This is a genomic window from Methyloceanibacter marginalis, assembly GCF_001723295.1.
Lineage (GTDB): Bacteria > Pseudomonadota > Alphaproteobacteria > Rhizobiales > Methyloligellaceae > Methyloceanibacter > Methyloceanibacter marginalis.
This window is the reverse complement of sequence record NZ_LPWD01000031.1, coordinates 13,476-28,373: the sequence shown is the minus strand read 5'-3', so window position 1 is coordinate 28,373 and position 14,898 is coordinate 13,476. Positions and strand designations below refer to the sequence as shown.

Annotated in this window: 13 protein-coding genes and 3 pseudogenes; 6 read left to right on the top strand and 10 right to left on the bottom strand. The window is 63.4% G+C overall.

Annotation, left to right across the window (positions count from 1 at the left end; genetic code table 11):
- A pseudogene (locus tag AUC71_RS01725) lies at positions 1 to 907 on the top strand (HAD-IC family P-type ATPase); the annotation flags it as partial.
- A 9-nt stretch (positions 908 to 916) separates the two neighbouring features.
- Here the strand turns inward: AUC71_RS01725 and AUC71_RS01720 are convergent.
- Together AUC71_RS01720 and AUC71_RS01715 are read right to left on the bottom strand one after the other, a co-directional pair.
- The gene (locus tag AUC71_RS01720; protein ID WP_069622874.1) at positions 917 to 1,132 is read right to left on the bottom strand and encodes a hypothetical protein; all 216 of its coding nucleotides are present in this window, start codon (positions 1,130 to 1,132) and stop codon (positions 917 to 919) included.
- Positions 1,133 to 1,141: 9 nt separating this feature from the next.
- On the bottom strand, positions 1,142 to 1,339 hold the full coding sequence (locus AUC71_RS01715) for a hypothetical protein (RefSeq protein WP_069622873.1): 198 nt from the start codon (positions 1,337 to 1,339) through the stop codon (positions 1,142 to 1,144).
- Between the two features lie 145 nt (positions 1,340 to 1,484).
- Here AUC71_RS01715 and pepN point away from each other — a divergent pair.
- The 4 genes and pseudogenes from pepN (at position 1,485) to AUC71_RS01695 (ending at position 7,939) form a co-directional block, all read left to right on the top strand.
- Positions 1,485 to 4,134: pseudogene (gene pepN / locus AUC71_RS01710) on the top strand (aminopeptidase N).
- A 148-nt stretch (positions 4,135 to 4,282) separates the two neighbouring features.
- Positions 4,283 to 5,002 (top strand): cache domain-containing protein, encoded by a 720-nt coding sequence (locus AUC71_RS01705; RefSeq protein ID WP_069622872.1) that lies wholly within the window; start codon positions 4,283 to 4,285, stop codon positions 5,000 to 5,002.
- Positions 4,918 to 6,570, top strand: coding sequence for a PAS domain-containing sensor histidine kinase (locus AUC71_RS01700; RefSeq protein WP_069622871.1), 1,653 nt, complete (start codon positions 4,918 to 4,920; stop codon positions 6,568 to 6,570). Before AUC71_RS01705 ends, AUC71_RS01700 begins: the two co-directional genes overlap by 85 nt.
- Positions 6,571 to 6,826: 256 nt before the next feature.
- Complete coding sequence (locus AUC71_RS01695) at positions 6,827 to 7,939, top strand: EAL domain-containing response regulator (protein WP_069622870.1); 1,113 nt, start codon at positions 6,827 to 6,829, stop codon at positions 7,937 to 7,939.
- A 176-nt stretch (positions 7,940 to 8,115) separates the two neighbouring features.
- On the opposite strand, the gene AUC71_RS01690 is transcribed toward AUC71_RS01695, so the two are convergent.
- Together AUC71_RS01690 and AUC71_RS19095 are read right to left on the bottom strand one after the other, a co-directional pair.
- On the bottom strand, positions 8,116 to 9,051 hold the full coding sequence (locus AUC71_RS01690; protein WP_069622869.1) for a [protein-PII] uridylyltransferase family protein: 936 nt from the start codon (positions 9,049 to 9,051) through the stop codon (positions 8,116 to 8,118).
- Positions 9,048 to 9,215, bottom strand: a complete 168-nt coding sequence (locus AUC71_RS19095) for a hypothetical protein (protein ID WP_158007660.1) — start codon at positions 9,213 to 9,215, stop codon at positions 9,048 to 9,050. The genes AUC71_RS01690 and AUC71_RS19095 overlap by 4 nt, the downstream gene beginning before the upstream one ends.
- A gap of 16 nt (positions 9,216 to 9,231) precedes the next feature.
- Here AUC71_RS19095 and AUC71_RS19090 point away from each other — a divergent pair, with 16 nt between their 5' ends.
- Positions 9,232 to 9,465 carry a hypothetical protein gene (locus AUC71_RS19090; protein WP_069622868.1) on the top strand — a complete coding sequence of 78 codons (234 nt, stop codon included), beginning with the start codon at positions 9,232 to 9,234 and terminating at the stop codon, positions 9,463 to 9,465.
- A gap of 100 nt (positions 9,466 to 9,565) precedes the next feature.
- On the opposite strand, the gene AUC71_RS21700 is transcribed toward AUC71_RS19090, so the two are convergent.
- The 6 genes and pseudogenes from AUC71_RS21700 to AUC71_RS01660 form a co-directional block, all read right to left on the bottom strand.
- Entirely contained in the window at positions 9,566 to 10,501 is a 936-nt protein-coding gene (locus tag AUC71_RS21700; protein WP_069622867.1) for a [protein-PII] uridylyltransferase family protein, read from the bottom strand.
- 64 nt (positions 10,502 to 10,565) lie between these two features.
- A pseudogene (locus AUC71_RS22480) lies at positions 10,566 to 10,628 on the bottom strand (hypothetical protein); the annotation flags it as partial.
- The gene (locus AUC71_RS18380) at positions 10,628 to 10,927 is read right to left on the bottom strand and encodes a hypothetical protein (protein WP_158007659.1); all 300 of its coding nucleotides are present in this window, start codon (positions 10,925 to 10,927) and stop codon (positions 10,628 to 10,630) included. The gene AUC71_RS18380 and the pseudogene AUC71_RS22480, both read right to left, overlap by 1 nt.
- Before the next feature lie 54 nt (positions 10,928 to 10,981).
- Positions 10,982 to 12,439: a sensor histidine kinase gene (locus AUC71_RS01670; protein ID WP_069622865.1), complete on the bottom strand. Its 1,458-nt coding sequence runs from the start codon at positions 12,437 to 12,439 to the stop codon at positions 10,982 to 10,984.
- A complete protein-coding gene (locus AUC71_RS01665) occupies positions 12,423 to 13,103 on the bottom strand; it encodes a response regulator transcription factor (RefSeq protein ID WP_069622864.1) in 681 nt (226 codons plus the stop codon). Before AUC71_RS01665 ends, AUC71_RS01670 begins: the two co-directional genes overlap by 17 nt.
- Before the next feature lie 97 nt (positions 13,104 to 13,200).
- Positions 13,201 to 14,763 (bottom strand): Do family serine endopeptidase, encoded by a 1,563-nt coding sequence (locus AUC71_RS01660; RefSeq protein WP_069622863.1) that lies wholly within the window; start codon positions 14,761 to 14,763, stop codon positions 13,201 to 13,203.
- Between the last annotated feature and the right edge of the window lie 135 nt (positions 14,764 to 14,898).

Below are 14,898 nucleotides of genomic sequence, written 5' to 3'. Positions count from 1 at the left end.
CTCACTGGGGTCGAGGCGGCGCAAGGTTTCGACCCGGACGAGGTGCTGCGCCTGGCCGCGGCGCTTGAGACAGGCAGCGAGCATCCCCTGGCCGAAGCCATCCTGAGGGGCGCGGAGGAGAAGGGACTGAGACCTGAGAAGACCCGAGACTTCGAGGCGGTCACTGGTCAAGGGGTCAAAGGCCGTGTCGGCGACCGCAACGTCCTGTTTGGCAATGCGCGCTTGATGGCGGCGGCAAGCATCGACGTCTCCCCGCTCGAAGGGAAAGCGGACGAACTCCGCCAAGGCGGCGAGACGGTGATGTTCTTAGGCGCCGGCGGCAAGCTTGCCGGCATCTTTGCCGTGGCCGACCCCATTAAGGAGAGCGCGGCGGAAGCGATAGCCGCGCTGCATGCGCTGGGCTTGCGGATCGTCATGGCGACCGGCGACAACGCAACGACCGCCAAGGCCGTCGCCGCCAAGCTCGGCATCGACGAGGTTCATGCCGGCCTCAAGCCGGAAGAAAAATTGACCCTGATCGAAAATCTTCAGCACGGCGGCGCCGTCGTCGCCATGGCCGGGGACGGTATCAACGACGCGCCGGCATTGGCGAAGGCGGATGTCGGGATCGCCATGGGCACGGGCGCGGATGTAGCCATGGAAAGCGCCGGCCTTACGCTGCTCAAGGGTGATTTGCGCGGCGTGGTGCGCGGCGTGAAGCTCGCCCGCGCCACCATGCGCAACATCAAGCAGAATCTGTTCTTTCGCGTTTTTCTATAATGCCATCGGCGTGCCGGTGGCAGCGGGCGTGCTCTACCCTGTCGCCGGAATCTTGCTGTCGCCCATCGTTGCCGCGGCCGCCATGAGCCTGTCGTCGGTGTCGGTGGTAGGCAATGCGCTGCGCTTGCGCCGCGTCGATCTCGGCTAGGGGGCGCGCTTAGATCTTCGGCGGCGCGTCGACGACCACCCCGATCAGCGCGGCGATCACCACAGCCAGGACGAAGGCCCCGAAGAGCCCGCCGTAGAACAACGCGCGACGGCCTTCCTTATCGAGGCTGAGCTCGATCCGCCGGGCCCATTCGCCGGGGTAATCCTTGCCGGAAACCTGGTGGCTGGGGCGGAGGGCCGAAGATTTCTTGTCGGTCGGGCTCATGGGGCTCTCCTAGCCGAAAATCCCGAGATAAATGGCTACGGCAGCCACCACGACGATACCGCCGAATAACCCGGTGAGGAAGATCGCCCGGGCCCATTTGGTCTTCAGAATAATCTCGCCGCCGCGGGCTTTTTCAGCGGGATAGGCATCTGGCGGCACGCGCTCGCTCGACGTGGGCGCCTCGTCCGTCGTGCTGGTTGCACTCATGAATATCTCCCTTTTGAGGCTATCCGGAGATAACACCCGACCGTGCCCCTAGGTTTCATTGACCGGCCGTGAGCAGCCGAGCTTCGGGCTTGGCATGGCCCGCCGGGACCTCTAAGAGCGACGGAGAGGAAAGGCTTAAGTCCCCATGAACGAGTCCAGCCGCCAGCCGAAGTTTCTCGAGGCCTACACGCCGGCCGCTTATCTCATTGATGCAGTGGCGCTCGATGTAGCCTGGCGCCCAAGGGTGCCCGCGTCGCGTCCACTTTGACCATGCGGCCCAATCCGGTGGCGGAAGGCGGACAACCCCTGGTGCTCGACGGCGAGGCGCTGACACTCGACCGCATCGCGCTCAACGGCAAAGCGCTCGAGCCCGGCGACTACACACTCTCGCCCGGCAAGCTCACCATCCACACGCTTCCGGCGGAGCCCTTCACGCTCGATATCGCCACGCGGTGCGACCCTGAGGCCAATACCGAGCTCTCCGGCCTCTATCGCTCACGGGGCACCTACTGCACCCAGTGCGAGCCCGAAGGCTTCCGCCGCATTACCTATTTTTTGGACCGGCCCGACGTGCTCGCCGTCTATACCGTACGCATCGAGGGGGACCGCGACACCACGCCGGTGCTGCTCTCCAACGGCAACCTCGTCGAATCTGGCGAGATACCCGGTACGGGCCGCCATTTTGCGATCTGGCACGATCCCTTCCCCAAACCTTCCTACCTGTTCGCGCTGGTCGGTGGCGATCTGCCTCGATCCACGATACCTTCACCACCGCGTCGGGACGCAGAGTTGCGCTCGGCATCCATGTGGAGCCCGGCAAGGAGGACCGCTGCGGCTGGGCCATGGAGTCGCTGAAGCGTGCCATGCGCTGGGACGAGGAGCGCTTCGGCCTCGAATACGATCTCGACGTGTTCAACATCGTGGCCGTCAGCGACTTCAATATGGGCGCGATGGAGAACAAGGGCCTCAACATCTTCAACGACAAGCTCGTGCTGGCCCGCCCGGACACCGCGAGCGACGGTGACTACGCCTCGATCGAAAGCGTCATCGCCCACGAGTATTTCCATAACTGGACCGGCGATCGCGTCACCTGCCGCGACTGGTTCCAGCTTTGCCTGAAGGAAGGCCTGACGGTGTTCCGCGACCAGGAATTCACCGGCGACGTTCGCATGGGGCCGGTCGAGCGCATCATCACCGCACGCCTGTTGAAGACGCATCAATTTCCGGAAGACGCAGGCCCCCTCGCCCATCCCGTCCGGCCCGCGTCGTATATCGAGATCAACAATTTCTATACGTCCACGGTCTACGAGAAGGGCGCCGAAGTCTGCCGCATGTTGCAGACCCTCCTTGGCCGCGACGCCTTCCGCAAGGGGATCGACCTCTATTTCGAGCGCCATGACGGCGAGGCCGCGACCGTCGAGGACTTTGTCGCCGCCATGGCGGATGCGTCAGGCCGCGATCTCACCCAGTTCATGCGCTGGTACACCCAAAGCGGCACGCCGGAACTCGCCTGCTCGCTCGATTACGATCCGCACAAGAAGATCGCGCGCCTGAAGGTGAGCCAGGTCGTGCCCCCGACGCCGGGGCAAACCAGCAAAGAGCCGATGCACATTCCGCTGAAAGTCGGCCTGATCGGCGCCAATGGCGCCGAGCTCCCGCTCAATATCGACGGTGAGGTGCTGCCGGACGGACTGCTTGAGGTGACCGAGCGCGAGCAGGTCTTCGAGTTTCATGACGTGCCGGTGCAACCCACGCCGTCGCTGCTGCGCGATTTCTCCGCCCCCGTGCGCCTCACCACGAGCCTCGATTCCGATCAGATCGAGTTCCTGATGATGCATGACAGCGACCCTTTCAATCGCTGGCAGGCGGCGCAAACCTACGCCACGAACTTGATGACTGCCGCAGCACGAAATGGTTTCGATAAGGGCCCCGTCACCGGCAAGGAAGCGGTTCGCCTTGCGCAAGCCCTCGCCGCCACGGTGCGCGACGAAACGCTCGGGGCCGCCTATCGCGCCGAGGCTTTGAAGCTGCCGAGCGAATCCGACATCGCCCGCGAGCTCGGACGCAATGTCGATACCGATGCCGTACTGCACGCGCGCAACGCCTTGCGTGCCAAGATCGGCGAGACCATTGGCGAGACGCTGACCGAGATCTATGGCGCCGCGACGCCGCAAGGAGAATTCTCGCCGGATCCGGAAAGCGCAGGCCTTCGGGCGCTGCGTAATGCAGCCCTCGACCTTCTGACTGCGACGGAGACCCAAGACGCGATCGACCGGACGCTGCGCCACTATCGAGACGCATCCAACATGACGGACGCCATCATGGCGCTCTCAATGTTGTCGCATGTACAATCGCCGGTTCGCGACGAGGTCCTCGCGGACTTCTACCAGTGTTGGCAGGATGAGCCGCTCGTTCTCGACAAATGGTTCGCCGTCCAGGCGCGCGCCGTTCGCCCGGATTCCGTGGAGACGGTGCGCGGTCTCCTCGCCCACCCGAAATTCTCTCTGAAGAACCCGAACCGGGTGCGCGCCCTGATCGGCTCCTTCGCGCAAGCCAACCCGTCCGGCTTCAACCGCGGCGATGGCGAGGGCTATCGCTTTCTGGCCGAGCAGGCCTTGGAGATCGACCGGTTCAATCCCCACGTGGCGGCCCGGCTTTTGGGCGCTTTTGAGAGTTGGTACACGTTGGAACCCAAGCGCCAAGCCCACGCCAAAGCGGCCTTGGAAAGCCTTGCTGGCCAAGAGCTTTCCACCGACAGCTACGAGATCGTCACCAAGACCCTTGGCGGCGCCTAGAATCGTTCCCCTGCTGTCAACGGGTTGTTAACCCAATTTCCACAGGTTTCCACTGGACAGATGCGTCCGTCATCGATTCCATGGACGGAAGCGATTCGGAGATGCGGCAACTTCTCCGGGACTGCGACGAGAGAAGAAGGGGGACCGAATGGCGCGGGCACGTTCTGCGCGAGGCGAGGGAGTCTTTTCTATCGCGGGGCCACAATGGCAGGACCTGCGTGCTCTCTTTGATCGCCATCTCCCCTCTACCGAAGTTCTGCGTCGCCTTATCCCAATTCTTCTAATCGGCTTCGCGGTCACGACCTGCCTGGGCTTCTACTATCAGATCGGTAACGGCAAGGACGCGGCGCTGGATTCCGCGCAGCGGCAGCTCGCGCTGACGGCCGAGGTCGCCGCCCTGCAGCTCAAAGCCGAAACCCTCAACTCCAGCACGGATTGGCAAGCCACCCTCGCCGACAGCCTCCCGAAAGGCGCGATCCACGATGGACGCACAGCGCTGCTCGCCGATGCCGAAGGCAATGTCCAGGCGAGCGCGCCCATCGACAGCCCCTATCAAGGGAACCTTCTCACGATTCTCGGGCCCCAGCAGCCTTTGACGATCATGGGCGCCGACGCGGGCGTGCTGCGCATCACCCTGTTCGACGGCACCGATGCCCTCGTCACCGTGCGCAACATCCCGAAAACCGACGCGCAACTGGCCTTCCTCCAGCCGGTGGGCCACGCCCTCTCCGGCTGGCGGAGCGACGCCATTATCGAGATCACGCTTCTGATCTGCGCCGGACTGTGCTCGCGCTCGTTGCCGGCGGACTGTGGTATCTCGCGCCGCCTGCGGCCGCCGCCCAAAGAGACGCTCTCACCGAAGAGCTGACCGAGGCGCTGCCCGGTTGCGGTGTCTGGCGCTGGAACTTGGCCCGCGGTCACGTGCACTGGTCCGCGCCCATGTACCGGCTTCTTGGGGCCGAACCAATGACCGAAGCCATGCCCTACGGCGTCCTGGCTCAGGCCCTGCACCGCGACGACGACCTTCGCGCCGAAGTCGACCGTCACTTGCGCGAAGGCATCTCGCTGTTCGATCAGTGCTTCCGTTTGCGCCACGCGGAAGGCCATTGGGTCACGATCCGCCTGCGTGGACATATCACCCGGAACCTTTCAGGCGCCGAGCCCTACCTCACCGGCATGGCGGTCCTTGCCGACCAGGACGCGATCCCCGGAGCGGCCGACGCCAACGCCCGCCTGCGCGACGCGGTGGAGACCATTTCCGAGGCCTTCGTGTTGTGGGACAACCAGAACCGGCTGGTGATGTGCAACAGCAAATACCAGCAGTTCCATGGCCTCGCCGACGATTTGGTGAGACCTGGAAGCTCTTATGACGAAGTCATCGCCGCCGCCGCCGAGCCGATCGTCTCCAAACGTATCGCCGTCGCCGGCAAGGATGCTGGAGACCAGCGGACCTACGAAGCGCAATTGGAAGATGGCCGCTGGCTCCACATCAATGAGCGTCGCACCCGCGACGGCGGCTATGTGAGCGTCGGCACGGATGTCAGCGACCTGAAGGAGAGCCAAACCCGCAATGCTGAGAGCGAGCACCAGCTCCGCGCCAGCGTTGCCGAGTTGCGGCTTTCGCGCCGCGAGCTGGAGCACCAGAAGCAGCAACTGGTCGATCTCGCGGAGAAATACGCGCTTGAGAAAAACCGCGCGGAAGCCGCCAACCGCGCCAAGTCCGAGTTCCTCGCCAATATCAGCCACGAGCTTCGCACGCCGCTGAACGCCGTAATCGGCTTCTCCGAGGTGATGCAGCAGGCGTTGTTCGGCCCACTCGGCCATCCGAAATATCAGGAATACGCACGCGACATCTATTCAAGCGGCGCTTACCTGCTCGAAGTCATCAACGACATCCTCGACATGTCGAAGATCGAGGCCGGGCGCATGACCCTCGATGTCAGCACTGTGGATGTGGCGGACATCATTGAAGACAGCATGAAAGTTGTGAACCAGGCCGCCGCTGAGCGCGACATCACTTTGGAGCGCCACGGCCCCGCCCAGCTCGCCATCGAAGCAGACCGTCGCTCGTTGAAGCAAGTCTTCCTCAATCTCCTGTCGAACGCGGTCAAGTTCACCCGCGACAGTGGGCGTGTGGATGTGCATCTGTCCCGAAGAAACGGTCAGGTGAAGATCGCCATCAAGGACACCGGGATCGGCATCGCCGAGACGGACATCACCAAGCTCGGCAGACCGTTCGAGCAGGTGGAAAACCAGTTCTCCAAGAGCCATCAAGGCAGCGGGCTCGGACTGGCGATTTCCCGCGCGCTCATCGAGCTTCACGGCGGCACGCTCCAGATCAAGAGCCGCGAGGGTCAGGGAACGACTGTCACCTGCACCCTGCCCGTCGAGGCTGTCCCGCCGGTCGAGGAAGTGCCGCTCGCCGAGAGCGCCTAGATCCCAGGCGTATCATTCCCGCTTTACTTCCCTGCTGAGCAGAGCGCCGGCTGATTGTCGGAGGCTTAAACCGTTCCGGCCTTGGTCGCCCGCAAGCCACGGAATTGATCGAAACTCAATTCAAAGGCCGTTCAAATTTTCCGACATGTCTTGATGTTAACGGTGAACGGACGCGTCGCTTTCTGGTCATGAGCCCTCCATATTTCGGAGCCCTTCGCATCTGCAACATGCGCGCGTTAGCGACGGAGGGGGAACTATGGAAGATCAGCAAAGGACCGTGCCGCATGTCTGCGTTACTGATGGAAAGCAGCACATTCGAAATTTCCTCAGAGAGGCCCTGAAGGAGCTCGGGTTCACCGCATATGAGTGCGCGGAGGAGCACGACTTGAACGCGGCCCTCGACGCACGAACGCCAGACCTCGTTCTTCTCGGGCTGATGTCCGGATCTCTCGCGGCAGGCAACGCCATGAGGATGCTCGCGGATCGGAATTTCACCGGCATGATCCTGCCGGTTGCCCAACGTGATTCGACGGCCGTAAGTGAGATCCAAAGCCTGGCTGAAAGACTCGGCATGACCATACTGCCGCCGCTGCTCACGCCGTTTACCCACGAACGCTTGCGTGACAGCGTCGCCGTACTGTTGCCTGAAACGTCGTTGAAGCCTCTCGTCGACCTCTCCGAGGCCGTGCGCGGAGGCTGGCTCGAGTTATGGTATCAACCGAAGATCGACGCGCGATCACTCGTCATGCGTGGCGCCGAGGCGCTGCTCCGCGTTCGTCATCCCATATGGGGAATTATCCCGCCTGCTTACTTCATAGCGGAAGACGGAGATCCCCGCTTTCCCTCGATCTCGGAAACCGTGATATCCCGCGCGATCGATGATTGGCATTACTTCTTTCTTGAACGCGGGCACACCGAGCTCGCGATCAATCTTCCCATCACCTTTTTTCAGAATCCCACTTCGATCAATTGTTTGCGGAAGAAGCTGCCTCACCATGCCGCTTTCGAGGGATTGCTCGTGGAAAGCAACGGCACGGATATCGCACGCAACCTGACTCACGCAAAAGATGTCGCGAGAGAGCTTCGTCTCCATAAGATCGCTATTTCGGTGGACGACGTCGGCGCGGAATGGCCCTCGCTTACCAGCCTAAACGAGTTCCCCTTTGTCGAGATCAAAATCGATCGAAAATTCGTCCTCGGTTGCGCCGGGGATCAGCTAAAGCAGTCGATGTGTCGCCGCATCATCGACCTTGGCCAGAGGAATGGTGCACGCACCGTCGCCGAGGGCGCGAGACATGGGCGGATTTTCTCACCTTACGGGAGATGGGTGTCGATCTCGTCCAGGGCGTTCTTTTTGCCGAGCCAATGAGCGTGGAGCGGTTCGCACGTGACGGCTGGTCGGCTTCGCAGATGTCGCTTCCGTCGGGACAATCATTCTCCATTGAAGAACTTGCCGATTGCAGCCGGCGATGGCCCGACGTCCCGCTTTGCAGTCTCATGCGATGATCCGGTCGAACGCGTCGTGCACGTTTGCCAGCGTGTCCCTCAACATCGCCTCCAGGGTCGCAAAGTCCGGCATGTCGGATGCGCGCGCCAACAGTTCCCTGAGCGCCAAAGGCGCCTCCGCAGCGTCGAACGGCTTATCGAGCATAGCCGGAGAACTTGCGTCAGCGTGTGGTAGAGCCGCGCCGCGGGGATCAGGATCTCGGCGTCGGCCGGCGAGAGCACGCCCGCGGCGGATAGCTTGGTCAGCGCCAGCTCCGTGTTCTGATCGAGGACATTGGGATGCTCGGCGGCGCTCACGATCTGGAAGAATTGGGCAAGGAACTCCATATCGACCAGCCCGCCGCGAACCTGCTTCAGATCCCAAATATCGGAGGTCCCCTTTTCGGCGGCGATCTTGGCGCGCATGGTCTGGACGTCCTGAGCCACCGCCGCCCTGTCGCGCGGCCGGACCAGAACGGCCTTGATCGTGTCGTTGATCGTCCGGCGAAGCTCGACCGGTCCGGCGACCACACGCGCGCGGGTGAGCGCCAGATGCTCCCACGTCCAGGCCGAGCGCTCTTGATAGTCGATGAAGCCTGAGAGCCTTGTCGCCACCGGTCCTTGGCTGCCGGAGGGCCGCAACCGCATATCGACCTCGTAGAGCGCGCCTTCCGCGGTCTGGGCCGAGAGCGCCGCGATCAGGCGCTGTGTGAAGCGCGTGTAATACTGCGTGCCCGGCAGGCTTCTCTCGCCGTCGGACTGCGTATCTTCCCCGCTGAAATCGTAGACGGTGATGAGATCGAGATCGGATGCCGCCGTCATCTCGTAGCTGCCGAGCTTACCCATGGCGATCACGGCCACGGCGCCGCCCGGCATACGTCCATATTGGTCCACGAGTTCCTCGCTCACTGAGCCGCACAGGGCCTCGATCAGCGTCTCTGCCAGCGCCGCGTACGCCGCTCCGGCCTGCCGCGCCGAGATTGTGCCGGAGATCACCCGGACGCCGATGAGAAAACCCTGCTCGCGCCCACGATGCGCGCCCGGTCGAGTGCGTCCTGGTAGTCGGTGGCGAGGGAGAGTGCGCTTGCGACAATCTCTTTGAGCTTCGTGGGCGACGGCACCGCGCCGAAAAATCCCGGATCGAGCACCGCGTCGAGCAATTTCGGACGCCGGCCGATGATTTTGGCAAGCCGCGGCGCCCGTGCCCATGATGTCGGCCACGAGGCGCAGCAGGCTTGGATTGGCTGCGAGCAGCGAGAAGAGCTGAAGCCCCGCCGGCATGCTGGCGATCACCTTGTCGAATGTGGCGAGCGCCAGATCCGGCTCCGATGTGCGGCCGAAAGCTTCGAGCAAATGCGGCAGGAACGCGGTCAGTCGTTCGCGCGCTTGGCGCTGCGCGTCGCGGCGTAGCGGCCCGATTGCCAGGCTCGGATGGCTGCGATGGCCGCGGCGGGGTTGGTGAAGCCAAGCGCTTCGAGACTGGCAAGAGCCGCCGGGTCGGTATCATCCGCTACGACAATTCCGGGCGCGAGGTCTGCTGCTCCGGGATCTTCTCGAACAGCGCCCCATAATGTGCCTCCACCAGCTTGAACCGGGCGAGGAGCGCGTCCCCGAATGCGTCGGTGTCCGAAAACCCGCAAAGCCGCGCGACGCGGTCGAGCTCGTTCTTGTCGTCGGGAATGATATGGGTCTGCTGGTCGCCCACCATCTGGAGGCGGTTCTCCACCCGGCGCAGGAAGAGATAGGCTTGCCCAAGGTCATCCGCCGCTTGGCTTTCGATCCACCCGCCTTCGGCCAGCCGCGCCAAGGTCTTGAGCGTGCCGCGCGTGCGAAGCTCCGGATGACGCCCGCCGGCGATCAATTGCTGGGTCTGGGCGAAGAACTCGATGTCGCGAATACCGCCCCGGCCGAGCTTGATGTCGTGCCCGCCGACGGCGATGGCCCCGTGCCCCTTGAAGGCATGGACCCGCCGCTTCATGGCGTGGATGTCGGCGACCGCGGCGAAGTCGAGATATTTGCGCCAGATGAAGGGCGCGAGCTGATCCAGAAACGCCGCGCCCAGCGCCGCGTCACCGGCCGCGATGCGCGCCTTGATCAGCGCCGCTCGCTCCCAGTTCTGGCCGAAGCTTTCGTAATAGGTGAGGCCCGCGTCCGTTGAGAGCGCGATCTGGGTCGCCCCGGGATCGGGCCTGAGCCGAAGGTCGGTACGATAAGCATAGCCATCGCCGGTCTGTTCTTGGACCAGCCGCACAAGCTCGCGCGTGAGTTTCACGAAGAACGACGACGGTTCGACGCCCTCGGCGAGTTCCGCCTGATCGGCGTCGTAGAACACCATGAAATCGATGTCGCTCGAGTAATTGAGCTCCATGGCGCCGAGCTTGCCCATGGCGATGACGAAATAGCCGGGCGCCTCCTCGGCCCCAGGTGCCTCCTGGGCGGATGTCACCTGCCCTGCCTCGCGCGCTGCGGAACAAGAACCCCACGGCCGCTTGGAGAGTCGCGTCCGCCGCCTCGCTCAAACCGGTGAGCACCTTCTCCGTCGGCCATACGCCCCCCAGATCGGCGAGCCCCATCAGGAGCGCGCTGCGCTGCTTGAACCGGCGCAACCGGACCATCGCTTCCTTGGTGCCGGGCGCTGCGCGACCTCTTCGGCCAAGGCCTCTCGCGCCTCGTCGAGATGGGTGTCGGGATCGCGCGTCAGACAGTCGGCGAGCAGGTCCGGAGACCGCTGGGCAAGCGCGGCGAGATAGCCCGAGCCTGAAAAAACCGCCTGAAGCAACGCCGTGGCATCAGGTGTCGCCGCAGCCTCCGCCGCTTTCGCTACGCCGGGTTTCCGCAAACGCCCTGCAAACCGCCTGGAAGACATCGGCACCGCGGGCCGCGTCATAGACTTCGGGGCGTTCGGTAATGCGGTCGGCGAGCGCCGTCACGTCGGTCTTAGCTCTGCTCCCGTGGACGGCTCCGCCGCCGTCCCGTTGACAAGCGCATCACCCTCCAAGGGAAGAGAGAGGACGACACGGAGGCCCGGTTCGTTGTCCTCGAGCCTCAGCGCGCCACCATGCAGCCTCGCCACCGCCGCGACAAGGCTCAAGCCGAGCCCGCTGCCGGGCTCCGAGCGGCTCTCTTCGAGACGCACGAAGCGCCCAAGAACGCGCTCGCGCTCGGATTCCGGCACGCCGGGACCCCGGTCCGCGACGATGATTTCGGCCGTTCCGTCATGGACTTCCGCACGAATATCAACCTCCGGCGCCCAGCCATTGCCGCCTTGGGCCTGAGGCGCGCCATATTTAAGCGCGTTGTCGATTAGATTTGTGATGGCCTGGCCCAGAAGCTGCCGGTCCCCCCGAACGGCAATCGGCCCTTCGGCTTGCGCCTTGAGCGTGATCCCCCGCTCCTCGGCCACCGGCTCGTAGAGCTCGGCCACGTCGCTCACTAGCGCGGAGAGGTCCAGCCTGTCGCGGTTGTCGCCGGCGGCGCCCGCCTCAAGCCGCGCGATGGAGAGCAGCGCGTTGAACGTCTTGATCAGACCGTCGGCCTCCTCGATCGTCCGCTCCAACGTCTCGCGATAGACATTTTCGTCGTAGGGCTCACGCAGGGCCTCTTCCACCCGGTTGCGCAGCCGATTGAGCGGCGTCTTCAAGTCGTGCGCGATATTGTCCGATACCTCGCGCAAGCCCGCCATGAGCTGCTCGATGCGGCTCAGCATCGAGTTGAGACTCTGCGACAAGCGATCGAGTTCATCGCCGGACCCGCTCACCGGCAGCCGCCCGCTCAGATTGCCAGCCATGATCGTGCGTGTCGTCGCCGAAAGATTGTCGATGCGCGCGAGCAGCCGGCGGCTCACCCAATAACCACCGCCGATCCCCACCAGCGCCATCACGCCAAGCCCCCACAGCATCGTGCTGCGGATCAAGCGCGAGAGCTCCCGCCTGTCTTCGATGTCGCGTCCGACAATCAGTCGGGAACCGCCCGGCAGCCGAAAGACGTTGGCGAATGCCAACCTGCGCTCCACACCGCCCGGCGCCGGCCGGCTATAGAAAAACTCCACTGGGCCGAGACTGTCCCAAAGCTGCGGCGACACTGCGCTCAAATTCCCGGCGAGCTGCTTCCCGTCCTTGTCGGCGACGAGATAAAGGCTGTTGCCCGGCGTGCGGCTGCGCTCGGCGACGATGCGCACGAGTTGATCGAGCCCGCCGGCGCGATATTGCTCGGCAAGTCCCTTTAGCTCCGCATCGATGGTCTGATTGAGTTGCCGCGACAGCAGGACCGTCGTGTTCCAATAGATGTAGGCAATGGCAACGATCGCAGCGACGCTGAACAGCGCCAGATAAGTCAGCGACAAGCGGAAAGTGGTAGTCCGGAAGAGCTTAGTGAGCGCTGTCACGGATGGTGTAACCGGCGCCGCGGACCGTGTGCAGGAGCGGGTCTCCGAAGCTCTTGTCGATTTTGGAGCGGAGCCGCGAGATGTGGACATCAATGACATTGGTCTGCGGATCGAAGTGGTAGTCCCACACATTTTCCAGCAGCATCGTGCGCGTCACCACCTGCCCTGCGTGCTTCATCAAATATTCGAGCAGGCGGAACTCGCGCGGCTGCAACATAATCGCCTCGCCGGCGCGCGTCACCTTGTGAGACAGCCGGTCGAGCACCAGATCGCCCACGACGAGCCGGGTCGAGCCTTCCTCGGGCGAGGTGCGGCGGGCAAGCACCTCGATACGCGCGAGCAGTTCGCTGAACGCATAGGGCTTGGTGAGATAGTCGTCGCCGCCGGCGCGCAGGCCCTTGACCCGGTCATCGACTTCGCCGAGCGCGGAAAGGATCAGCGCCGGGGTGCGAATTTCCTCCGACCGCAGGGCCTTGATGACGCCGAGCCCGTCGCATTTGGGGAGCATGCGGTCGACGATCAGAACGTCGTAGGCGTTGGTCCTGGCCAGATGGAGCCCGGCTTGACCGTCGGCGGCGTACTCGGCGACATGACCCGATTCCTTGAGGGCCCGCTTGAGGAACGCCGCGGTCTCCTGATCGTCCTCGATCACCAGAACGCGCATGTCACGGGCCTCCCTGGCACGCTGCTGATTTGTGGGAAAGAGGTGGGCGGCGCGATCGGGGGGAAACCGCGCCGCCCTCCGGCTAAAGAAGACTGTTTTAAGCCTTCTTCAGTGAAAGCGCCACGAAGCGCGTTTGATCGCCGGTCTTGACTTGCATCAGGACCTTGACCGTGTCCTTGCCGTCTTTGGCGCCAGCCATGGCCTTCTTGATGCCCGTGGAGACGTCGCCCGGTGCGGAGACATCGACCCCTGCCACTTGCAGGATGATGTCGCCTGGCTTCAGGCCCTTGTCTGCGGCATCGCTCGAAGGATCGACCTCGGTGATGACAACACCCTCCTCACCGGCTCCCGGGATCTTCACCGCGGGCGCAAGCGACAGGCCGAGGTCTTCCATTTGCTCGCCCTGGTCGGCAGGCTCGTCCTTCTCGAGCGCGGCCAACTTCTTGGCGCTGGGGAAGGAGCCGAGCATCATGCCGACTTCGCGCTTGTCGCCGTAACGGACGATGGACAGCTTGACCTCGGTGTCAGGGTCGAGCTCGGCGATCTTGCGAGCGAGATCGCGGGAGTCTTCGACTTCTTCGCCATTCACTTCGACGATGACGTCGCCGGCCTTGATGTCCTCCTTGGACGCCGGGCCATCCTCGGTCACCTTGGTGATCATGGCGCCCTTAGGCTCCTTCAAACCGATGGAATCGGCAATGTCGTCATTGACGTTCTGAATGACGACACCAAGCCAGCCACGATCGACACTGCCGTCGCTCTGGAGCTCGGTCACCACCTGCTTCACGAGCGCGGCCGGGACGGCAAACGCAATACCGACATTGCCGCCGGACGGAGAGAAGATGGCGGTGTTCACACCGATCACCTCGCCGTCGAGATTGAAGGTCGGACCGCCCGAATTACCGCGGTTCACTGCGGCGTCGATCTGAAGGTAGTCGTAAGGACCGGAGCCGATGTCACGGTTGTGCGCCGAGATGATGCCGGCCGTCACCGTGCCGCCGAGGCCGAACGGATTACCCACCGCAAGCACCCAGTCGCCGACGCGCGGATCCTTCTCGGAGAACTTCACGAAGGGAAACTTCTTGCTGGTCTTCTCGGTCACCTTGAGGAGCGCGAGATCGGTGCGCGGATCGGTTCCGATCAGCTTGGCCTCGAACTTTTCACCATCCTCCATGGTCACCGAGATGTCGTCCGCATCCTCGACCACGTGGTTGTTCGTCACCAAGTAGCCGTCTTCGGACACGAAGAAACCGGAGCCCTGCGCCAGGCTTGGCGTCGGCTTGGACGGGCCTTGCGGCATGCCTTTACGGAACTGCTTGAAGAAATCGTAGAGCGGGTTGTCTTCCGGCAGGTCGGGCATGCCGGGAATCGGCATGCCGTCGTTCTCGGCCATCTTGACGTCGCCCTTGACGTTGATGCTCACCACGGCGGGGCTCACCTTGGACACCAGATCGGCGAAGGTCAGCGGTGCACGCCCAAAGGGCGTCTCGATGGTCTGCGGTGTTTGGGCGGTCTCGGCCACTGCGAAGGGCATGCCCGAGCCGAGCGTCACCCCCAATGCGCCAGTGGCGATCAGGGCGGCGGCGAGGAGCGCGGGCTTGCGGGTCAGCTTCCGCAACCGCGGGCTCTCATTCGCAGCGGGGCTCTGGTCATTTCTCATTGGTTACCTCTCTCCTGAGAAGGAAATAATCCCGTTGATCCTGTCTTGCTCCGCCAAATGACGGGGCAGACGTGCAGGATCGAAATATAGGTGTTCACCAATTACGCCGCGGTTTCGGCGGCATTAAATTTCCGT